25 protein-coding genes are annotated in these 22032 nt (G+C 46.0%); 9 read left to right on the top strand and 16 right to left on the bottom strand.

Annotated elements, in window-relative coordinates:
- Positions 1-2: 2 nt before the first annotated feature.
- The 15 genes from ACRHOZ_RS20285 to ACRHOZ_RS20215 all read right to left on the bottom strand — a co-directional run bounded on the left by ACRHOZ_RS20285 (position 3) and on the right by ACRHOZ_RS20215 (position 15618).
- Entirely contained in the window at positions 3-998 is a 996-nt protein-coding gene (locus tag ACRHOZ_RS20285) for a DUF4138 domain-containing protein (RefSeq protein ID WP_431129887.1), read from the bottom strand.
- Entirely contained in the window at positions 995-2029 is a 1035-nt protein-coding gene (gene traM, locus ACRHOZ_RS20280; protein WP_431129884.1) for a conjugative transposon protein TraM, read from the bottom strand. The genes ACRHOZ_RS20285 and traM overlap by 4 nt, the downstream gene beginning before the upstream one ends.
- Positions 2026-2652, bottom strand: coding sequence for a hypothetical protein (locus tag ACRHOZ_RS20275; protein WP_106143248.1), 627 nt, complete (start codon positions 2650-2652; stop codon positions 2026-2028). Before ACRHOZ_RS20275 ends, traM begins: the two co-directional genes overlap by 4 nt.
- Positions 2653-2656: 4 nt before the next feature.
- The gene (locus tag ACRHOZ_RS20270) at positions 2657-3571 is read right to left on the bottom strand and encodes a type IV secretion system protein (RefSeq protein ID WP_431129880.1); all 915 of its coding nucleotides are present in this window, start codon (positions 3569-3571) and stop codon (positions 2657-2659) included.
- A complete protein-coding gene (locus tag ACRHOZ_RS20265) occupies positions 3572-4189 on the bottom strand; it encodes a hypothetical protein (RefSeq protein ID WP_106143246.1) in 618 nt (205 codons plus the stop codon).
- The gene (locus tag ACRHOZ_RS20260) at positions 4176-6734 is read right to left on the bottom strand and encodes a TraG family conjugative transposon ATPase (protein WP_106143245.1); all 2559 of its coding nucleotides are present in this window, start codon (positions 6732-6734) and stop codon (positions 4176-4178) included. Before ACRHOZ_RS20260 ends, ACRHOZ_RS20265 begins: the two co-directional genes overlap by 14 nt.
- Entirely contained in the window at positions 6719-7030 is a 312-nt protein-coding gene (locus ACRHOZ_RS20255) for a DUF4133 domain-containing protein (RefSeq protein WP_158259053.1), read from the bottom strand. Before ACRHOZ_RS20255 ends, ACRHOZ_RS20260 begins: the two co-directional genes overlap by 16 nt.
- Positions 7031-7333: 303 nt before the next feature.
- Positions 7334-7513, bottom strand: coding sequence for a hypothetical protein (locus ACRHOZ_RS20250; RefSeq protein WP_146129801.1), 180 nt, complete (start codon positions 7511-7513; stop codon positions 7334-7336).
- A gap of 173 nt (positions 7514-7686) precedes the next feature.
- Complete coding sequence (locus ACRHOZ_RS20245) at positions 7687-8157, bottom strand: hypothetical protein (RefSeq protein WP_106143241.1); 471 nt, start codon at positions 8155-8157, stop codon at positions 7687-7689.
- 3 nt (positions 8158-8160) lie between these two features.
- The gene (locus tag ACRHOZ_RS20240; RefSeq protein WP_431129873.1) at positions 8161-8844 is read right to left on the bottom strand and encodes a ParA family protein; all 684 of its coding nucleotides are present in this window, start codon (positions 8842-8844) and stop codon (positions 8161-8163) included.
- Positions 8845-9204: 360 nt separating this feature from the next.
- A complete protein-coding gene (locus ACRHOZ_RS20235; protein ID WP_106143239.1) occupies positions 9205-9603 on the bottom strand; it encodes a helix-turn-helix domain-containing protein in 399 nt (132 codons plus the stop codon).
- Positions 9603-12068: a type IV secretory system conjugative DNA transfer family protein gene (locus ACRHOZ_RS20230; RefSeq protein ID WP_431129869.1), complete on the bottom strand. Its 2466-nt coding sequence runs from the start codon at positions 12066-12068 to the stop codon at positions 9603-9605. The genes ACRHOZ_RS20235 and ACRHOZ_RS20230 overlap by 1 nt, the downstream gene beginning before the upstream one ends.
- A 9-nt stretch (positions 12069-12077) precedes the next feature.
- Positions 12078-13412, bottom strand: a complete 1335-nt coding sequence (locus ACRHOZ_RS20225) for a hypothetical protein (protein WP_431129866.1) — start codon at positions 13410-13412, stop codon at positions 12078-12080.
- Between the two features lie 66 nt (positions 13413-13478).
- Positions 13479-14294 carry a hypothetical protein gene (locus tag ACRHOZ_RS20220; RefSeq protein WP_431129864.1) on the bottom strand — a complete coding sequence of 272 codons (816 nt, stop codon included), beginning with the start codon at positions 14292-14294 and terminating at the stop codon, positions 13479-13481.
- 112 nt (positions 14295-14406) lie between these two features.
- Positions 14407-15618, bottom strand: coding sequence for a hypothetical protein (locus ACRHOZ_RS20215; RefSeq protein WP_431129861.1), 1212 nt, complete (start codon positions 15616-15618; stop codon positions 14407-14409).
- A gap of 104 nt (positions 15619-15722) precedes the next feature.
- On the opposite strand from ACRHOZ_RS20215, the gene ACRHOZ_RS20210 reads away from it, so the two are divergent.
- The 3 genes from ACRHOZ_RS20210 to ACRHOZ_RS20200 all read left to right on the top strand — a co-directional run bounded on the left by ACRHOZ_RS20210 (position 15723) and on the right by ACRHOZ_RS20200 (position 17866).
- Positions 15723-16532 (top strand): M23 family metallopeptidase, encoded by an 810-nt coding sequence (locus ACRHOZ_RS20210; RefSeq protein WP_431129858.1) that lies wholly within the window; start codon positions 15723-15725, stop codon positions 16530-16532.
- A 401-nt stretch (positions 16533-16933) separates the two neighbouring features.
- On the top strand, positions 16934-17173 hold the full coding sequence (locus ACRHOZ_RS20205) for a hypothetical protein (protein ID WP_431129855.1): 240 nt from the start codon (positions 16934-16936) through the stop codon (positions 17171-17173).
- Between the two features lie 246 nt (positions 17174-17419).
- On the top strand, positions 17420-17866 hold the full coding sequence (locus ACRHOZ_RS20200) for a JAB domain-containing protein (protein ID WP_431129852.1): 447 nt from the start codon (positions 17420-17422) through the stop codon (positions 17864-17866).
- 285 nt (positions 17867-18151) lie between these two features.
- On the opposite strand, the gene ACRHOZ_RS20195 is transcribed toward ACRHOZ_RS20200, so the two are convergent.
- Positions 18152-18382, bottom strand: coding sequence for a helix-turn-helix domain-containing protein (locus ACRHOZ_RS20195; protein ID WP_431129849.1), 231 nt, complete (start codon positions 18380-18382; stop codon positions 18152-18154).
- Between the two features lie 126 nt (positions 18383-18508).
- On the opposite strand from ACRHOZ_RS20195, the gene ACRHOZ_RS20190 reads away from it, so the two are divergent.
- The 6 genes from ACRHOZ_RS20190 to ACRHOZ_RS20165 all read left to right on the top strand — a co-directional run bounded on the left by ACRHOZ_RS20190 (position 18509) and on the right by ACRHOZ_RS20165 (position 21943).
- Positions 18509-18793, top strand: coding sequence for a hypothetical protein (locus tag ACRHOZ_RS20190; RefSeq protein WP_431129846.1), 285 nt, complete (start codon positions 18509-18511; stop codon positions 18791-18793).
- Between the two features lie 111 nt (positions 18794-18904).
- Entirely contained in the window at positions 18905-19693 is a 789-nt protein-coding gene (locus ACRHOZ_RS20185) for a hypothetical protein (RefSeq protein ID WP_431129844.1), read from the top strand.
- Positions 19690-20175: a hypothetical protein gene (locus tag ACRHOZ_RS20180; protein WP_431129841.1), complete on the top strand. Its 486-nt coding sequence runs from the start codon at positions 19690-19692 to the stop codon at positions 20173-20175. The genes ACRHOZ_RS20185 and ACRHOZ_RS20180 overlap by 4 nt, the downstream gene beginning before the upstream one ends.
- Before the next feature lie 171 nt (positions 20176-20346).
- Positions 20347-20703, top strand: a complete 357-nt coding sequence (mobC, locus tag ACRHOZ_RS20175; protein ID WP_431129838.1) for a plasmid mobilization relaxosome protein MobC — start codon at positions 20347-20349, stop codon at positions 20701-20703.
- A complete protein-coding gene (locus ACRHOZ_RS20170; protein ID WP_431129835.1) occupies positions 20684-21727 on the top strand; it encodes a relaxase/mobilization nuclease domain-containing protein in 1044 nt (347 codons plus the stop codon). Before mobC ends, ACRHOZ_RS20170 begins: the two co-directional genes overlap by 20 nt.
- A gap of 12 nt (positions 21728-21739) precedes the next feature.
- Positions 21740-21943, top strand: a complete 204-nt coding sequence (locus ACRHOZ_RS20165; protein ID WP_431129832.1) for a hypothetical protein — start codon at positions 21740-21742, stop codon at positions 21941-21943.
- Positions 21944-22032: the final 89 nt, after the last annotated feature.

The following is a 22032-nucleotide window of genomic DNA, read 5'->3' as shown; positions in this document are numbered from 1 at the left end:
GGCTAAAAGCTTAGGGGTTTATTGATCAAGTAGTGGTCAATGGGCAGAGAAAGGTTCCGGTTCCCCTTGTCCTCGTCCATATCGACCACCAATACCTTCTTGCGGTCCAGTGTAAATTTTTCAAATACGACGATAAAGTGGTTTTCGGAATTACCCTTTATCCGCTTTGGGACCTTATATTGAAACATGGGTCGATGGTCCAGTTTTTGGTTGCTTGAACTGTTGCGGTAGTTGGTGGCAATACTGAACTTTAAAAAGTTGAGATCGTAATCAATGGGCTCTTTGTTCTCGATACGGAACTGCAAATAGATTTCATTGTTGTCATAGTAAACCCCGTTCAGCCAGAGAAACACCCTTCCCGACCTATCAAACAACCTTGCAACCTTCGGCTTATTGAACTGGTTGTAGAGGCAGCGCCTACGGATGTACTCTATTTTATCCTTTTTGTAAAGTTCCAGGGTAATGGGCTGTGAAACCTCCATTTCCTTTCTTTCCACTGTATTTCCAAAGTTCCCTATCTCGCTGTCGGTACTGAAGTTATGTCTGGGAGCTTCCACGCTCTCCGGTAGTCGCATTGGGTCATTCAGGACATCGTTTTGGGATTGCCTCAGCATTGCGCTACGAACCATCTGGTTCTTGTTATCGGCCATGGGAATGGTTATGGACCATCTTTTTTTCTTTGGGATGTCCACCAGTTCCAAGATAAAATCATAGGCAAGCCCGTCCTTGGTGTACACGGTATAATTCGTGTAGTCCCTCTTGTCCGGGGCCACATCATTGTATATCAACATAACCATGTTTTGTGCCGTTGGAGAATTACTTCCCTGTGGAAAGGACTCCAGAAAATTGAGTTCCTTACCATTCACCGCAAAATCATAGGGGCTTGGAAAAACCAACATGGTCTTGTAGTCCCTTGCGACCTGGATGGTATCCACCTGTCCGTATGCGAAGAGGGCCGCACCAAAAAATAACGTAGTATGTATACAAAATCGTTTCATTCCATTAAAAGCAATACCTCATGGTCGTTGACCAACAATATCCGGTCCCGTTGTTTGAGCCTTTTGTTCCTTAAGAAGGCCCCGACCTCACGGACCATATCACTGGCAAGTCCCCCTGTTTCATTGACTACTGAATTTGACGCACTTCCGAGGGCATCGTTGCCTACTTCAGCACTGAACTCACGCCAAAGTTCGCCCGCCCTTTTATTGTAAATCCCTGCCCGTCCGTCACGGTAATCCTTGACAGTTACCTGGACTGGGACATGGTTGATATTATCGATGTCCAAAAGCACACGGTTTCCTTGTATCGAGGCCAGTGCATATATAAATGTGTTTTTCTTGAAGAACTTTCCCCCGAACACCATGTCCTCCAATAGGATGAGCTCCACATTGTCACCAGGCAGGATGAACTGGTCACGATACACGGCCGCTCTAAAAACACTGGATGTATTGGCTCCATCGGTCATATGGGCATTTCTTGGGGGGACATTCCCCGTATTCCCCACAATCTTTTCCTTACCTTCCTGCAGCATTTCCCGATAGGCCAAACGCTGCTCCACAAGTCGTTGTTTTTGTTCCTCATCGCTAAGGGTCTCGTTTACTTTTGCCTTCGTTTTCGTTTGGTACAGGGACGAGGAATTTGGATTGGCATCCATTTTCTTTGGGGTATCCAAAGAAAGTGCCTCCAATTGCTTTACAATTTCCTGAAGCGAGTCCTTTTCGGATTTTTTTTCACCCGCTATTGATTGACCTGGAGGTAAGGTATTCCCTGTGGCTTGGCCATCTTGTCCGTTGGCACGTAGCCGGGTATTCTCCTTGACATCCAAATCAGGTTGTTCTCCGGGAAGCTCAAGGTTCAGCCCATTTTCCTGTATCTGTTCCCGGTCATTGGGGCCATTGAACTTTTTCACGTTCTCAACTATAAAGAAACTGGTAAGGATCAACGCTATGGGCAAGGCAATGGCAAAATTCCGATACCGTACCACCCATCTTTTGAATGCCTGTATGCTATTTGTGTTCCGTATTTTCATTGGTCCCGTATATCTGAATTGTCCAGTACCTTAAAATCCAAAATCTTGATACCGTTCAAATTATTGGGGGTCGTGCCTACCTCTTTCAGGTAGCCACTTGTCATTAGATTTCTGTAGGTGGTAAACCTGCCCTTTTCAATGGCCTGTTTACCATAGTAGGTAAAATAAAAGGGGTAGCTCGCATAGTCCAAATCAATGGAGTCGAGCTCAACAATGTAGCGATAATCACGCATTACCACATCGTGGAAATATCTTTTTTCGACCAAACGACCGTATAGTCGTTTACCAGAATTATCTGTCATAAAAAGTGCTTTTTCCTCAATGTTTCGTTTTATCATTTGTAAGTCAGGCTCCAGGGAAAAGAACAGTTCGTGGAAATTGCGGATGTGCCCCTCGCATAAAATCTCGAGATTTTGTTGCTTGTCGCGCAATGGGTCTAGAGACAACCGTTGCCCCCCATGTAGCATATAGGCATTGTTTCTGGCCCGCTCGTTGGCCTTTCCAATGAAGTGCAGGGAGGTACCGAAGGTCAAGACCACCAAAAGAAGGCATAGATATACGACATTGCGCTGATGCTTCCTGCTTCTTTCTATATCGTTGAAAATGACATACTTTCCTTTCATAACGTCATTGTATTAAAGTGCGCACCCCCTTGCTCGCCCCACCGGTCTTGATATCCATGGCCGTTTGGACTGCCTTTTTTCCATAATGTTTCGGTTTGGAAACGATGCCCGAACCCGATATGTTCATGCCCTGTACCACGAAATTGGCCAGGGTAGGGGCCTTGATGTAAAAAAACGAGGTCATCAGGATGAGGAGCGATGAGGTCATGATCAATGCGATATCCTTGGCTGCCGTAGTGATCAAATGCTCCACCAGCTTATCCACCAGATTCACCATAAAGAGGTCCACTACATAGAGCATGGGAATCCAAAGACATACACTCATAAACTTTTGCAACCATGCCCTCCACATATTGGAAAAGGCCGGTACAAAAGAAAGGCCGATATTGATTGGGCCGAAAATGATGATGATGAACAGGTAAATAATGGAAAGGGCCTTTATGCCGACGAATATCAAGGTCGAGATGATGTGGGCAAAGTTCGTTACCGAACTGGCCATTCCGACCAGCATTATGGACTGTAGCGCGTCGATGTCCATGTCCAATAGGTTCCAACTGAGACCGTTCTGTGCGGCCACATCAATTTGTGCCAGAGCCACCCGCTCACCAATGGAATCCCAATTGTGTTGGGTCCCTATAAAGGCCTTTCCCAAATTGTCATAAAACTCGAATATGGCATAGGCAAACTCACGGTAGTTCCAAAGAATGAACATCAGCGGAAACCATTTTAGGGCCTTGAGCACATCGGCCCTGTCATCTGATGTATAATGAGTCAATGCAAAAATGATCAGACCGATCTTGGCCACCTGGAAACCAATGCCCAAAGTGGGGCCAAGGGAATTGAAGGCATCATCCACATATTGGTCGAAAATGTTGTTGACCACGCCCCTAAATCCTGTTTCCGTTCTTACCAAGTACATTCAATTAATTTTTATCATGGAATACATCGCCTTGCGGTGCTCATTTTTCTGGATAAGTGCATTGTTCAACGAAATGACCTCCTCCAATACTTTGGATATCTTTTCATTAATGGTGGACAGGGCGGACAAACGGTTTGCAGAATCAATAAGCTCAGGGGTAGAGGATACCTTTGCTCCTTGGGCCGTCAAAGTGGATACTTGGGACACGACCGTGACCAAAAAGTCCATCGCTTCCTTTTTTTCCGTTGCCTGCAAATAGGTAAAGGTGTCCAAACTTTTTCGTGTGCCCTTGTAGGCCTCCAACACCTTGTCCTTAAGGGCTGACAGTTCAGAAATCTCAGGGGAGTCCAATACGTAACTGGCCGGCGTCCTTTTCGCGGTGACCTCTTGGGAGAGGAATTGCGAGGAATTGCTGTTGGCCACGGTATTGCGTTCCATGAGCTTGAGCAAGGTGGCCATGTTGGAATTCAAGGTCGATAGCTGTGAGTTCATGGCCAAAATGTTCTTGTTCAGAATGGCCAATTGGGAATTTGCAGCGGCATCCGTCACCGGTATCTGACCGAATGCCAGGACCGGAACAATACAGGTGCAGTAGAATAGTATTTTATATTTTTCCATGGGCATGGGTGTTTATACGTTCATAGGCCTTTGCGGTCCGCTGCCAATCCTTTCCCTGCTGTTCATGCAGTTCAGCTATGCTGGCCTTTTCATAGGGATTGGTCTCAAAAATGCATTTGGTGGGCAGCGAGGTCTCCAGTCCAAAGACCTTGACCCGGTCCTTCCAACAAATGGCCATCTCCCGCAACTTTCTTCCCTTTGGCAGATCACGGTTCAGGGACAAGACGGCTTGCTGTTGTTTTTTGTTAAGGCCCAGCATGCCACGAATACTTTCAAAGGAATTGCTGAACTCGCTCAGATCCAAAAGAACCTTGATATGGCTGTTTACCACAATGGTGTTCCCGATGTATTTGGATTTCACAAAATCGTCCACCTTTTGCGAAATAAAGATGGGCTGTCCGCCGAACTTCCTCGCCATTCTGGATTGGGCATCCAGATAATTGGCCATTATAGGGTTGTCGAAGAGGTTCCATGCCTCGTCCACGTTCAGTATCTTGTTCACTGCCAATTTTCGCGGGTCCTTCAATTTTTTGTTGAAGACATCGATCATCAAAAAAGCGATGATGGGGAACAATTGTTCGTTGTCTATCAAATTGCTCAATTTGAGATAGATGAGCCGCTCTTGGCTGAGGCGCGCAATCCTATCGTCATCACTGTTCAAGAGATAAGCGCGGGGTCCGTCATGAGCGTATTTCCCCAAAAGCAACAAAAACACATTGAGGTCAAACACCTTACTTCGTATGCCCTTTTCTTTTACGATTTTGGGCAAGTGTTCCCTTACCTGGTCGTAAAAGCCGTTAAAGGAGAATTTTGCGTTTTCCTGGCCCAAATTATTGCCATAATAGCCTTGGACCATCAATTCTATGAGTGTCTGGGAAACGCTTGCATTAATTGTATTTTCCGTTCCTTCCCCATGATGGGTGGTCAAAAGGTGTACCAAGGCGACCAACTGGGTCAGCTTATGCTCCGAAAGGGTCCTTTTCCCATTTTTGACCACCGTATCGTATCGATCCAAGGCAAAGGGATTGAAGGTAAATGGGTGCTCGTCGTCATTTTCCACAACCACCCCGTCAAGAACCGCCAATAGCTTGTCATAGGAATTGCCATTTTCCAAGATCACGATATCGGCACCTTCCCGGTATTCTGAAAACAGATAGCTGTTCGCAAAAAAGGTCTTTCCCCCTCCAGAACCGGAGGCGACCAACATCCCCCGATTGAATATCCAGTCCATGCGTTCGGGTTCCTTATAAATGCTTACCAACAAGGGTTTTCCCGAAGTCCTGTCCACCATACGAAGACCGTGTGTGCCATGCAATGGATTTCTGTAGCCACCCTCAAAATACCAGAGACTGGCCGTCATTTCAGAAGATAAGGGACTGAACATTTCCATACTGGTCCCTATACCATTGCCCATGATACCCCCCAGGAACAGGTTTTTCCGGTCTACTGTATTTTCCTTCACGTTGATGCCCAGTTTTTTGAAACGGGACCGGATAGTATTGCACATGGCCCCAAAACCCTTTTCAGAGGCCGATAGGCCCATTACGTTCAAATGGTAGTAGACCAGTTCTTTGTGGTCGTTCAATATTTGGTGCTGGAACTCATATATCTGGTCCCTGTATGCACTGTTTTTATCGCCCTTGGTATTGCGGGCATATTTGTCCAAGCGTCTTGCCTTGGCCCGTAACCGAGACATGGCCTTCTCTTTTTCAGGGATGTAGATGTACTGGTTGATGATATGCTCCTGTGGAATCTTGAACCCCAGGGAGAACAGGTTGCCTATGGGAAATAGGTTCTCCCCGATACAATACTTTCCAAAATATTCATGCTGGGCCATGTCCTCCTTAAAGAACTGGTCCAAATTTTCCAAAGTGAAAAACTGGGCGCGTTTGTTTCCGATATATATCTTATGGTCACTAAAGTCGAGGTCCCTTCCCGTTCCCTGACCAAAACCAGCCTCCAAATACGTGTCATAATACCCGCCTTCGCCGAAGAGAGACTCATAATCCAATATTCGGGATTGCATCAGCTCCGATTCGTTGATCAGGTCGTTCACCGCACGAACCCTGGACTCGAAGTCGGACGCGACATCAGCATTCAGATATTCGCTGGGCACATGGTTATTGAAAAAGTACTTTCTGTCCTTTCGCAAATACTGATTGGCGCCCTGTGGGGTCCTATCGATGTAGTTTTTTGGTACCTTATGAAGGGTCAAAAAACAATGGTGTTCCAAATAGGGCCTGTCCTGAAAATACCATTCGTCCTCGGCCTCAAAGAAATCCCGTTCCAAACGTTCCCGGTCCATGGTGTATTTTTCACCGAAGAACATATCCTGTTTGTGGAGTAGGCAATTTTCCCCCATGATTTCGATGATGCCCGATACCAAACGGTTCAATGTCAGATAGTCCCCTTCATCAAGGGTATACACTTCGGGTAGCTCCAATCGTAAGGGTATCCCCAAACAACCACGCTCCTTTGAGACCAGTATGGGGTACTCATAGCCATAAATGGGAAATGCGTCCATGAGGGTCATTTTCTTCGCCATACCAACAGCTTTTTTTTGTTAACGTGACCCTTGATGCTATTCGGCCGCTTTCGGTCCGCTTGGGATTTTATAAAGCCATTGCTCCCATAAGCTTTGGAGTAGTACAACATTAGGCCCGTGTAGAGTATGGCCAGGGCAAATGACAGGAGCATGCTCAAAAGGGTAGGAAGGATACTGCTGATTACCAGGCCCATGGCCAATGAAATGAAAGTGCCCTTGAAAGCCTGATCCACATATTTGGCCCTTAGCCCGAAAAAGAAGACATCCTTCTGTAGGGCTTTTGGTATTTTGACCATACGGTTTTCCATGGTCATTGGGCTAAAGTATCCGCCATGGCTGCAAGCGCCCAAAATATCAATAGGCCAATGACCAGATTGCCCACTTTCCTGGCCATATCCTGGTTCTGTTCACGGATGATCAAAAAAGCGAGCCCCGAGATAATGGTCAACGTCCCGGCACAAAAATGAACAATGTTGAAAATGCTGTCGCTGATGCGCTCTGCCCCTTGCTCGGCGGCATCGACCTGGTTGACAAGTTCCTCTATCTGGGCCAGACCGGGTGTGTGGCAAAATAACAGGAGAGTGAGGACTAGAAGATATTTAGCCCGTGTCCTTGGGATCCCCTTCCGGGGGATCATCGGTGTTTTTGATGACCTTGAGTTTTTCATTTTCTTTCGGAATTAAGGATTGTTTGTGTTCATCGGTATCGGACGCACTGAAAATATCCAACAGCTCAGAGCTGGTTTCATTTTCATTGACTTGGTTGAGTAATTGGTCCATGTCTACGTTTTGATACGATTCATTTTTAGCAAATATATTTATTTTTTGCACGAATGACTTATTTTCTGAAAGGTTTTTTTTGCGGTCCGTTCGAAGTATTCGAAAAACCACCACATACCATATCAGGCACAACGTCCCGATGATGATATATACGATATGGTCCCAGTCCAGGTTCAAATCCGCTCCAAGGTTTTTAACAGTTGTGGAATATACTGGCTATGGAAGTGTTCGAGCACCTTCCGCATGATATCGTTCCTGGATGCCTTTTCTCCCATTTTGTAATTATAGGCACTGGTCAGTTTTTCATAATCTGAAAAACAGGCCTTACTGAGCCTAAAGATAAATTGCTCTTTCCTGTCCGGATAGTTATCGCTTTCCATTAGGGCCATAAATGCTTCTATTTTTTTCCGTTCTCCAGTGTTTGGTTTCGATAGACCGGTAGCGTTTGTTATTCCACTGAACCTATTACCCGTCCCCTCCTTTCCTTTTTTCAGGGCTGCGCTCTCTTTCTTACCATCATTCTCAACGCTGGCAGACAGCTCCGTATTGCGTTGCGCTTTCAATTCCCTGGTTTCCTCACCAGTATCCACATTGTCCAGTACTGCGGAATCCAGTAGTTCCTGGACGTTTATTTTCTTTCCCATTTTTTATCCTTTTGAAATTTTTAGTACCCGTTCTATAAATTTTTTGATTCCCATTTCGCTGTTCTCCTTTCCCTCCGGTATGGGGTAAAGGGTGTTTCTGTAACGTTCCCGATACACGGTACGGTCCATGACCACCTCCTCCATGATGGGCATTCCGGCCCGTTCAAAGGTATTCCGAACGGCTTTGAACTTGTTGGCCTTCACCAGTTCATATCGGTTGAAAAATAGATTGAGCGACCGTAAGACGCGATCTTCGTTATTGAGGAAATTCGCCTCCAAGGTCTTGTAGAACATCGCCGTACTGTCTATTTCCAGTTCATCGAGGAAAAACGGGATGAACAAGTGCTCGATGTACAGCAGCCCCTGTACCATTTCCTCGTTGAGGTTTCCGGGAAAGTCGATGATGATATAGTCCACTATTCCGTAATACTTTCGTATCCATTGGTCCAAAGTTCCCACATTGGAACGCACCACGGGATACAACTCCAAATCATCCCTTTTCCCTAGGGAAACCCTTTGTAGGTCACGTTCCCTTTTTTTGAACACGGAATACTGTGGGTCGTCCATATCGATAAGAACCACTTTTTTCCCGTAGGATTTAGAGAGGTTGGTCGCCAGGATAATGTTCATTGTGGTCTTTCCACAACCGCCTTTTTCACCGGCACAAGAAATAATTTTTGTGTCCATAAAAATAAAATTAATTGACCAGGGTAGCATATGACCATATGATGCTATGGGCATTCTACCATTTGAATGAATGACCCTATGGTCATGTAATACGATCATGCTATGGTCAAATGATGAATTGATTATTGCTATATATGAGTATAGCTATATGTATTGACAGCAATGATTATCGCAATATTCAGTACTATCTATATGGCTATATATGACCCGGTAGCCTCTAAAAAAGTAGGATCACATGCCCACTATTCATCGATTTCCCCGGATTGCCCTACAGGGCCTCCAAGCCCGCAGTGCCTTAGGGACCTATGGTGCCCTAAAGAGTTCAAGTATGTGCGAAAATGCAAAAACGGAAAGAAGTGCTCAAAGGGATTTCTTGAATTCCCCAAGGGCATCGGTCACCTTTTTTTCGAGGTCGCGGTACTTTTCCTGGATGTCCTCCTTGTATACCATGTTCTCCCCAAGGTTTCGCTTGGTGACGAACTCGTTGTCAGGCAAGAGTATCCAAATAGGGTTGTACCCAAGGCTATAGAAGTAAAGAATGATCTTAATGGAATTGACCATGGAGGAACCCCGCTCCACATTGGCCAACGTGGAACGCGCCATGTTCAGACGCTCGCTCAATTTGGTCAGGGAAAACTCGCTGAACCGCTTGTCCTGGATATCATCCATGTCCACGAGTTCCTTGCGGATCTCTTTAAGGCGTTCGCCGATATATCCCAAATCATTGGAATCCAAATTGATAATCGATTCAATGTCCATTAATCCATGTTTTCTACAGGAAAGCTACAATACCCTTCCCTGTTTTCGTTCTCAAATTCATCCTTTAATCCATCAATCATTGCAGCGGTCTCATTATCGAGTCCCTTTCCCCAATGATCGTAAAAAGCGCTAACCTCGGTCTTTGACCGATTCATTGATTTTGCAATTTCACCATTTATTTTCTTTTCATCAAATATGGCCGTCTCAAGTTCGTTGCCCGTTATGGCCCTGTATTCCATTTTTACCAGCGCATCTACCTCGTCGACGATTTGATCAAAGACTTCCTGCGCTATGCGGTCCATTTCACAGTGGACCAAAAACTCATCTATGATTTCGACATAGAGCCTCCGCAAAGCCCCTTTTTTGTTTTCCCTTTCCATTGCCTTCCCAAACCCTTGTCTGTAATCAAAGAGCTTTAAGCGCTTCACCAGGTCCTTGAACAACTTACGTTGGGTTCCATTTTGAAACCGCGTTTTGGCCACCTTGTCCAATACCGTCCCGTAAAACTCCAGATACCCCACTTCCTTTTGGAAAAGCGGTATGACGCCTTCCAGAAGATCAAGTTCATCGACCAACCGCATATACTCTTCCTGTTGGTCTTTGAAATCTTTGGGCCTAAAGTCCTTCACTATGGGAAGTTCGTGGGCCATGGCGCGTTGCTTGGCAGAAATATCGGGACGTAACAGCCCATAGCACTTTTTCTGGGTGATCTGGTTCTCGAAGGTATCCGCCGTTAAGCCTGCAAAATATCCTGTGGACATGGCCGCAATCTTGCTTTTTGGGAGCAGTTCCATCATCTGGGTGCTGAGATTCGTGCTGGTATCGCTACTACTGGTATTGGTGGATACCTTCTCTTGGTGGATCTTCCCGAAAAGTTCGCTCAGCCGTTTGGCGGTCTCCCCTTTGGCTGCCCCGCAAATGATGTTCGCACAATTGTCGTAGATGACATCGGCCAATTCCCTGCCATAATCCAAAATGAGCTGCCCCACGCTCTGTATTCCGAGCACCGTGGCAATCTTGTTTTCCCTTCCCGTGTCGATGATCGTACGAAGCAACATGATAAAAATGGTTGGGAGCTCATCGATAATGAGCGCCATATGCCTTCTCCCTGGACGGTTTATCCGTTTGAGAATGGTGTTCATGTAAAGGCTCAAAGGGGCGGAATATACCTCCTTGCGGCCCGGATTGTTCTGCAACGAGATGATTTTGGGATGTTGGGGGTCGTTGACCTCCAAATTGAAATCGTTGCCCGACATCACATAGAAGATTTCCTTGGTGGCAATACTTGACAAGCTTATCTGTACTGTACTGGTCTGCCCCGCCAATTGGTCCATGGCCTTTTTTTCAAGGGCGTCCCTAAAGGGTACCAATATCTGGCGTACCTCCACATCCTGCATCATAATTTCCATCAGCACATCGATCTTTACGGTGGTCAATAGGGCCAAATGCCCCGGAGTACAGATATACAGTCCGGTTTCTTCCGCTTTTTTTTTCAAGTACCATATGCAACCGCTGGTAAAACTGATGGCACTGCGTGAAAAATAGTCCTGTTTCTTGATCCATTCCGGATTCAGGTTCTTCATCAGGGTAGATGCCGTATCTATGGCATCCGACTGGTTGATCAGGCCATAGGGGTCAATGGGATTGTTGCGGTGTGTCCTTCGGATATCGTCAAAACAGATGAAGTACATTTTTGGCAATTCCCGTCCTTCCTGCTTTCCCAATTTTGCCCTTGCCTCCTGGAGGTATCCATATGCTTTTTTGGTCAAGGCATTGAACTTGAAATCATAGATGACCATGGCATATTTTTTGAAAATGAACTGCCCCATGATCTCCTCGATGACCGAAAACGACTTTCCACTACCAGGGGTGCCGATGACCAAAAGGGCCCGGAAGAGGTTCACAAAATTGAGCCACCCCTTTCGCTTTTTGCCCTTGTGGACATAGGTATAGGGAATGTTGGCCGAATACTCGGTATCCAGGAGTTCCTCCATTTGTAAAAACGTCTCATTGCTATCGTTGAAGGGGTCTTCCTCGGCCAGGTTGCTAAAGTTGAAAAGTGCAAAAAGTTGCATCCCATAGGTCATCAGCCCAAAATAGGACAGCCCGTAACCGGCCATCGACAACAACATCCAGCCCGGACTCCGGGCAGAGAACCAGATGGGTAAGAGCAAGAATACCGCGCTTAGCATCAGGCCCATAACAATCCTTCTTTTGTGCAGTCCTTTTTTCTTTTTCGGCCGGTACATCATGATACCTCCAAAGAGCAGCCCACAAAGGATCCACCGAGATTCCATTCCCGTTGTCGGCAATCCGCTGCGGTGCACTAGGGCGTAGGCACGATCAGCCAGCCATTGATTGCCGAAATAGTACACGTACAGGGCATAAAACTCCATAAAAAGTACCAGGGTAAAATAAAAGGCCGAGAGGTACATCCCCACATAGCCTCGGTTTCTATCTTGCATTTTTTCGTGTTATTTGTTCTCTTGCAATACCTTGCTCCACCTTTTTGATTTTTCCCTGGGCCAACGAACGCACTTTTTTTTTACCAGGATCAGCTCATCGTTCCAATCCTTTCCCATCTTTGGTTTTGCCATATGGATTTTGTTGCCCGTGCAAAGCCCGCTTAAGGCATGCACCGCCGTTTTCCAATAGGCACGGGATATCAAGGTGTTGTCGCCCATATCCAAAATCCTCTGTAGGTCCATTTCCCAAATCACCTTGTCCTTAAAGCAAAGGGCCTTTTTCATACCCTGCGGATGACCCTGGAACCTCTCGGCTATCCGGGCATTGAGCCGTTCACTGTCCCTTTCCATCTGCCCGTGTTGCCCTGAGCGGTAGTTCAGCCGGATTTCCGCGACGGGGCGTTTCCAGACCACCTCCATGAAAACATCCTTGGATTTCCGGTTCATCCAAGCGGACAAAAGCCTCAAATCATATCGCATGCCCTCCATATCAGAATCAAACCCCAGGTGGAGGGGCAGATTGTCATGGGGGTCGACCAATGCTTTCCATTGAAAGAGTTGGTCCAACTTTCGGTCATCGATATGTCCTGAGAGCGAGATGTAAAAGCAGTTGGGCCTCTTGTGCAGCTCGTGGTAGGCCAAGGCGTCAAAGGCACTTTCAAAGCACACAATTTTCTGGGCCTTGATATCCGGATTGCTGACAAAAAGATATTGGTAGCGTTCGTTGAGGAACAGTCGGAATTTTTTGGTCTTACCGTCCCGCCTGTCCGTATAGGGCCGGTTGTACAGCGTATAGTTCTTGACAATTCCATCAACACCGTATTTCGGTACGGCAATATTGGCAATACGCCCCTTGTTGTCATTGACATGGAAGGCATTGAAAATACGTCCCTTAAAGGCTTCGGATTGAAAGGTCGCCTGGTCAAGGCTTCGTTCCTTTATCAGATAATCCCATCGGCTCAAGGGACCGATATGGTACTTTTCCTCAAGGGATTGTGTTGGGGCAGGCCTTTTTTTTACGGCCGTAGGTCCTACGATTTCATAGGACCTCTCTATACTATCCAATCCCTGCCGTACCGCCTCATAGAAATTGTCCGATCTCCGCTTGAGAAAGGTGAAGAATCGGCCCTTGTCCAACGAATCCGAGCGATTGAAATAGGTGACCGGGATTCGTTTGGTCTGCAGCACAATGCGATCCCCGTCCTTTTCAAACTCCGAAGAACCAGCGCTGCGTTTTATCAAGCGATATCCCACGGCCCCCAAATACCCTGGAAAATCGATTTCCGTGTTGATCTTGGATATCAGGGCCTTGTAATGGCCCGGATCTTCCGAATAACTTTTCATTGAAATACGATTCTGTTGATAAAAAAGGCCGTCCGGTGCGGACGGCCCTTATGGGTAGTTCCCCGTTCAAAGTTTTACCCCTCTACTGGGTGTCTTTTTTTTTTCATCGGTGACCACTTCCATTTTCATGGCCTTGGCCATATCGATGTTCTTGGTGATAAAGGTCTCCTTTCTGGGCGACCAGCTGACCAGATAGGGCTTTTTGCCGTTGGCCTTGCTCTTTATCTCGATTTCCACTTCCTTTCCACTATTCAGGGCATTGGCCTGTTCCAAGGTCAATTTTTCCCCATAGATATACGTGTTGGATGTGAGGGCAGGTTTGGTCCGTATATCCTGGAGTCTTGGTTCATAATAGGCCAATTTCTGAAAGATTTCCCCATCGTTGGTACTGCCCTGGAACACAATGAATTCTTTTTTCTCGACCATTCGCTCAAATTCCTTGGCAGTGAAGGTATGGTTATAGGCAACGGCCTTTTCCAAGGTCACCGGCTCGTTCCTTTTGTACTGCACATCAAGACGGGAGCCTTGGTCGCGGTCATACACCATTTGGATCATTTTCGAACTGTCCTTTAACTGCCCTTCGGAAATGTAGGTGGATTCGTGCATGTACTCCCTGCCTTGCACAAGGTTGTCCTGGATGTTTTCGGGCAGTTTTTCAAAACTGATGTACTGTCCCTCCAATTGCTCCTTGACATCACCATATGCATACCGTTGTGCCGGTGATTTCAGGGTTTCCAACCATCTACTGTTGCGGGGAAGGTCAAAAACCTGTCCCTCGTTGGTCTTGATGGAAACGGTACTGTCCTTTTCGGAGATGACCGTTCCCTTTTGCCACTTTTGGTTCACTTTGACGAAAACCTTTTCTGCGATCTGTCTTTCCATTTTATAATTGAATTAAGGATTAATACGAATTTGTTTAACTTTACCATCTGGATATGTCTTTCCATTTTCATATCCGGAATTAAGGATAAAAGGGGCGGGAGCGCCCCTTTTTTTATACGGCCATACGAAAGGCCTCCATTGCCCTTTCTCCACTGTATATACCGCTCCGTTCCAACTCCTTGGCCCAGTTTACATCCACGGGTTTAATGATTTCTATGGTTTTGCCCATATAGTTTCTGTAATAGCTCCACAAAAAATAGCGGAGCGCGTTTACATCAAAGGGCAGACGGCATAAAATCATGTCCTTTTCCCGTGTGAGTACGATGCTGTGCTGGTTCAATAGGGATTGGTCCGGCATCTTATTGAAGCCCAGATATTCTTGGGCCAGTGAATTGTTGAATTTCTTTATCTCTTTGAACAGATTGGTGAGGGCCTTATCGGTTTCCGGGGCGAAACGGATGCCCAAATGATCCTTGCCCACCCGCACCAAAAATTTGGAATCGTTCAGAAAGGACATCAGCATAAGATCATGGATATAGCCCTCAATTTTGGACCTTCCCGTAAGACTGAGGGCCATCTTGCTCAATTTGGTGGTCTTGTGGATGCGTACCAAAATCTTTGCGGTATCGTAGTTGATGTCCAAAAAAGCAAGGTAGACCGCATTGCGCAACTGGAAACGGCCATGGAAGGCCAGGGCTTCCATGGGACTTCTAAGCACCACCAAATGTTCTATCGACTTCGGGACGTTACTGAACCAGACCGAGGCCGATATATCACTTTCCCCCAATAGGGAATGTCCATTTCCATCCGCGACGACATAACCGGTCAGGGTATTGGCAAGATTGTAGAACGGAAAAACCAGCCTCCCCTTGGTATCGGCGAACACTTTTCCCGCGAACTGGCCTTCGTCATCATTGACTACTTCATAGGGGAGTAGGGAATGGGTCGCTGTCATCCCCTCAAAATGGTTATACGTTTTCTTCTTAGTTTCTAGGACGTCGCTTTTTTCCTGTTCCAAAAGAAATAGGCCCTTTTCCTCCAGCTTTGTATAAAAAGCATCGATTTTTGACCAGAGCCCCAGTTTTGTGGAGCCCTCCGTTTTGGAGAGCTGTTCCAGCACAAGGTCAAACGCTGCCAGTTTGTGCTCAGGTCTGCTGGCCTTATAATAGCGTTGCCCCTCCTCAGTTTGGATGACCATGGCATGGTCCTTTCCCATCTTGTAGCTATGGAACTCGCTTTCCTTGCGAGATGGCTCAAAACCGGAATACTTAAAAAGGGCGTTCAGGTCCAGAAGGTCGTCCCATTTTCGCCATTTGTTGTTCATGAATATATTTTTATATGTGTAAAAATTGATTATATTTGCAAATAACACTACAAATATAATTAAATTTTGGAAATGACAAACCCAAAGCAAGAATTCTTCTGACCATGTGGCGCCGAAACCTCAAATCGAAGTTTAGATTCCTCTCCAAAAATTGGAGGGTCAACTATGGATTTGACAGAGTGCAGCAACAGATAGACTCCAAGGATACATCCCACTTTACCCCAAATAATGGATACTATTGGGCCTTTATTGCACTTTTTTTCCTGTGCTGGGGGCTGCGTTTCTTTTGGACGGACGATTCCTTTCCCCCGCAAGGAACCATGGAAAGGCCATCGACCCTTTCCATGGAAAATAGGCAAACGCTCACCGGTGATGTGCTCTTTAAGGGAATGGCCCTAAAGCTATCGGAGATTACGGACTTCGGCCAAATGGAGAAGTTACTGCGTTTTTTTGCCATGCGACCGTTCATTTTGGACAGTGTGCCTTCCTGTGTTCCCCTGTACAAGGAAAGCTTTGTAGTATCAAGTCCTTACGGGCAACGGTTCCACCCCATTCATCAAATTACGAAACACCATTTTGGAGTGGATTTCGCCGCAACCAAGGGAACCCCAATTTATTGTACAGCGGCAGGGACCGTCACCCATATCGGAAACGACCCAAATGGGCATGGGCTTCATGTTATGGTTACACATGGCCATGGGTTTGTGACACTATACGGCCATATGGACCAAGTGGCCGTCACCATAGGGGAAAAAGTTCCCCCTCATGAATATATCGGAACGGTCGGAAACTCCGGCCTTTCGACCGGACCACACCTGCACTATGAGACCATCAAGGACGGTAATCGATTGGATCCAGCACCTTCCTTTAACATCAAATATGATGTCTACAGGCGTTTGAGCCAATCGAACTGAAGGGGTCGTCATACTATCCTTATCTGACAGTTCCATTCAATATCAAAAGTACTTTCATTGTATATTTTGGGCGTTCGGGCCCGCTTTCCGCTTAAAGTCCCCACGGTGACCCCCAGGAGGGCACCGTGAAGAGCTATCGCTGCAATCGGTAACGCAGCGCCCCATAGGGGCGCATATTTTTGGATAGGGGTAAATGAAGCAAGAGGTGATGTAAACTATTGAAAAACTGTGTTTTATCTATGCTTTAGGGTAAATTGAAGGTATAACCGAAAACAGAAAATCCATAAAAACTTGTATTAAGTGCCCGCGTGTGAAGGGCGTCCAAAAGTTCACCATTTTCCCGTGCTGTGCCCAACTGATCAACAAAACAATTAAAAGGACAAACCCTAAAACAAAAATCGATGTTACCTCTAGAGACCCTTTATGAAAAATTGCCCTTTTTGGCCTTTGCTTTCTTTGTCTTGTTGACCGTAAAAGGCGTATTCCGACTGAAACGCTTTTTACGGCTTCCCCTATTGCTCATCCTGTTCCTGCTATTGGCCGTTCCCTTTATCAAGGATCTGCTATGGCTGTTCGCTGCCATGGAACTGTCCATTTGGGGCTATTATCTGGCGAGCAAATGGCCATGGCCGATTGCCTGAGACCTTTGGAGGTGCGGAAATCCCTGTCCGTGTTCCTTGGTAATGCGATAGGGCGTGAAACCGCCCTATCACATTGGTTTTACCCATGCCTTGAGTTGCACCCTGAAGGGTGCCTTTTTGTGGATGGGGGAGAAAGAAGTGGAAGGTGGGAATAGCGGGGATTTTACTGGTTTTTAAAGAGGTGTGATCGTATCTTGAGGTAAGTTAAGTAATTGAAAAACAGACAAATAAATTGTATTTTGCACTATGGGGACCATCAATGAAATAGAGGTGAGTTATCGGCACGAGATTCCAGCGTCCCTCTGGAAAAAAATAGGCTCATCAGCCGATGCGGCTGAGGTCCTGTACGAGCATTGGGACAAGGGCACGATAGGACTGCAGGAATCCTTTAAGGTGGTACTGCTCAACAATGGCAACAGGGTCAAGGGCATGTATGAGATTTCCAAAGGGGGGATAACGGGAACTATGGTCGATTTGCGCATCCTTTTTGCGGTTATCCTCAAGAGCCTTACCGTGGGAATCCTACTTTGCCATAATCATCCCAGTGGCACCCTAAAGCCAAGTGCCAACGACAAGAGCATCACCAAAAAGATACAGAACGCCTCCAAACTTTTTGATATTCAGGTGCTGGATCATATCATACTGGGCCCTGATGGTTCCTACTATAGCTTTGCAGATGATGGAGTGATTTAATGCTACCCCATTGGTCCAGTCAATGTATTCTTAAATAGGGGGCGCACAGGGCGAGAAACCAAATGAGCGGCAAAATCAAAAAAGAACCGTTATGTAAATTCCCTGTACCCGGATTCATGATACCAAATTATACCACAGACCTTTTGCTCATTGCTCCCTCTTCTGTCGCCAAATAGGCTGCTGGACAGTATTAAATAGCAATGGCCAATTTCTGGGGGTTTGAAAATTTCACCGGGGAGGTGGTCCATACCATGTGAACTGATGGGTATCGGACACTAGGCAGAATTACATGAGGCCCTTGAAGAAGGCTTCTAGTGGGATTTTGTGGATTTCCAGAATACGAAAGAGAGTTGACATCTTGAAATTGCCCCCACTCTCAAGACGCCAGTAATTTCGCCTGCTCAGGTCATGCTCATTGGCAAAGGTTTCCAAACTGGAATAACCCGCTTTCAGCCGTAATTCCTTGATTCTTTTTCCGATGGCCTTATATCTGTCTTGGTCGTCCTGTTTCCCCATAGGGCCAATATCAAAAAATCACCTTTAAAAAATAACGCTCTACAGGGCGTGAATTCCAAACTATTGACTACCTTTAATTCATTGAATTGTTACGAATTTTCCTACCATCGTGTGCTGACCTAAAATATGAACAAGAAAAAACATACCCATCTGTTTTATGGGGGTGAGGAGGCTACTGCACTACTCAAAATGTCCCGGGAACGACTTATGGAGGCCGACTGTGATGACTTCATGGTATATCGGGTTTTGGATGGAACCAATGTCGAAAAATTGGAAAAGGAACATTTGGAAGATTGGATAGGGCCTATACGTATCGATGAGAATACGCATCTTTTGCTGCACCTGAACTTGTGCCAAAAGGTCAAAAGGAACTTTTCGAGGAAATCCGCTCCAAAAACTTCTAATGACTGAAGGCGTATGCCTTTATTTAGGATAGTGGGATACCCGAAAACTATGCCGCCGAATGGACCAAGTAAATCCCGAAAATCGGTAAGAAACCCTTCTTTTGCCTAAATTTACGCTATGTCACAAACCATCCATACCGTTTTGGATTTATCGGAACCTGTGGATAAACTGTCCTTTAGGGAGGTATTTTGGGAAAAGGGCGGTTCTTCCCCTGACAACGTCCCAGTAAGACTGTCGGAAGCGCAGCTCATTGCACTTATAAAAGTGTTGTTTACCTATGGCCTCCATTATGATGAGGTACGTGGGGAAAAAAGGCCAACTTTTATGGAATCCATAAAGTACAACACCAATGGTATGTTCGATATTCCCCAATCTTTCTGTGGACATTTATTGAACAATCTGCACAAGGGGGCAAAATCACAATTTCAGAAATTTCTTGAGATGGAACATGATCTCCGGGACCTTCTGTCCAATGAACAGCTCATGGACTTTGTGGAAATGCAACTTATCGACCCCTCGGTCTCTTACCGAAAATGGGAATATGGCCGCTATGCGCTGGACCATATGGCTAAGGAGTTGTTAATTGACTTGGATTGGGAGGCTGAGCGGAGCCGAATAGCTTGGTACAATATCCCAATGGATGATTATTTGGTTAATGTAGAAAAAGGGCTAACGACCTTTGGCGCGGGATTGGACAACCATGAAAAAGGCTTTCTAATATTGCTTTGCAAGACCAACGTATTGGAACAGGATTCCACCTTAATGGATTACATGCTTGCCGGGGATATCGTGCAATCCAATTTGGTCGGGCTTCATCTTCGGAAGGAGCAATTGGCGACGGTTTTAAAGAAAACCATCGAAAATGGTCTTTCAAAGGGAAGGGATAAGAAAGGGCCAAAACCATGAGCGAGGTCGGGGCCTTGTTGCGCTACCTTAAAAAAAGGGATATGGGAGGGGAGACCCTCATACAAGGAAATACCTATACCTCCGAGCAGATAAAATTGGCGCAGCAACTCTTGGTGGATGCCCAAAAGGAATTGGACCACTCCCGAAAAAAACCGAAATTATCCAGAAGACGGGCCTTTATCGTAATTCTTGAAGAAGGCTATTATGATGTCAAGGAATATCCAAAAAGTCTTACCCTTGAGAGCATCCATAGAAAAGCTTCCCAACGATTTGAGTTTTCCCATCGTGCCATGAATTCCTTTACCACGCCAAACGAGGTCCATCCAAAAGACCCTTGCCGCCATTATGAGAACGATGGTCTCAGAAAGGCAAAATACAGGCAAACGCTCGCCCACCTGGTCACCTATTCCCAATTGTATTTTGAAATTAAAGAAGCGGCACTATCGTTGGAAGTAACCTACAGGGATGTTCTGCAATGCTGATCCCTGGGTAGCGTACAGCAACCCGTGTACGCTACTGCCCATAATAAATCCGACACTGCCCTAGGTTTGCCATAAGAAATCGGAGGTCACGAAGCAAGCCATGTTTTTGTAAACAAAAACTGCTCACCCTGTTCGCAAGGCTTGTCGGGGATCCTCCCCAAACCCCTAAAAATGGCACGACCCAAAAAGGATGTAAAATCGTTAAAGGCTATAATCGTAAGTTTTAGGCTCAATGTGGACGGTTACCTTGAACTGGCCAGCAATGCCGAGGCATTGGGCATCACCATTCCCCAATTTATCCGAAAAAAGATATCCGGTTCAGTGCTCACAAGGATGCGGTATTCGCCCATCGACCGAAAGGTTTTCGTGGAGCTCTCCCGTATCGGGAACAACATCAACCAACTTACCAAACAGGCCCATCTAGGCATGCGGAATCTGGTACACCTGGACAGGCAATTGGAGGAACTCAAACGCCTATTGGAGGATCTAAAATCAAAAATCCTGAACGATGATAGCAAAGCAGATTAAGGGAAAGGATTTCTATGGGCTTTTGGCCTACAACGAAAAGAAGGTGGAAAATGACCAAGGATGCATGCTGGACACCAATATTACCCATGATACCGTGGTCAATATGACCAGGGAGTTCAATATAGTGCGACAGCTACGCCCTCGCCTTGGAAAAGCGGTCTATCACGTATCGCTCAGCCTTCCGATAGGGGATAATCTGGGCGATAGGGAATTCACGGCACTGGCCTTTGATTACCTCAAAGGAATGGGCTTTGACAACAATCAGTACATCGTGTACCGCCATACGGACACCCAGCATGAGCATATCCACATCATTGCCAATAGGGTAAAGTATTCGGGCAAGGTGGTCTCCGACAGCAGAGACTATCAGCGAAGCGAAAAACTGGTGCGAAAGCTGGAGACCAAATATGGACTTTCCACGTTGGAAAGGTCCGAACTGAAAAAGAAAGCGGGCATCACCCAAAACGAAATCGAAAAGGCGATTCGCACGGGACAAGCACCCATAAAACTGGTACTGCAACAACGGATAGACGGCGCACTGCTCCGATCGAACAACGTTGTTGGGTTTATAGAGGAGCTCAAGAAAAAGAAAGTGTATCCCATGTTCAATGCGAGCTTGACCACAGGAAAGGTCACAGGGATATCTTTTGACCACGAAGGAGTGGTTTATAAAGGTAGCACCCTGGGCAGACAGTATTCATGGAACAATATCATCAAACATCTGGATTATGAACAAGATAGAGACCGTTCAATTATTCTCGAAAATAGCCGACCAAGTCAACGAAATGCGGGAACTTTTGGAGAAATCGGACCTGGACCGAAAAGAACTGTTGGAACTCCAAAGGGAAATGCTCAGCGGCCTGAAAATGCTCATGAGAAATCAGAGTACCATGTGGGAAAGAATAAAACAATGGGATGGGTAAAGCCATTGGTCGATGACAATCCTTGGAATGCTTTCAGGCTGGAACTTCAAGAACAGGATAGGTACAAGCGAAAAAGAAAACGAAGGAGGAGAAGGATTTAAGAATCTGTAGGTGTGGATTTGGCGAACAACAAAATACTCGATGCCGTGGTAGAAACCCTCTCTATAGAGGAGTTGGAAGCCATCCTTGTCCGAAAGAAAAGGGAAAGGGACGGAATGGGTGGTGTACCACAACCCAAACCTATGTCAGAAAGGGAACAGCAAAAAACACATTGGATAAAAGTGATGGTTTCCATGGGTATAATTTACCCGCAATAAGTATTGATAGTATACTGCCAAGAACCCGAATTATATATTCATCCACAGCTTTTGATGTGTTCCATAAAAGGTCAATTTGTGATACAACA

The sequence above is a fragment of the Flagellimonas flava genome (assembly GCF_050617915.1).
GTDB classification, from domain to species: Bacteria; Bacteroidota; Bacteroidia; order Flavobacteriales; family Flavobacteriaceae; genus Flagellimonas; species Flagellimonas flava_A.
Note: the sequence above shows the minus strand (reverse complement) of the source record. Positions and strands in the feature narration are given on the sequence as shown.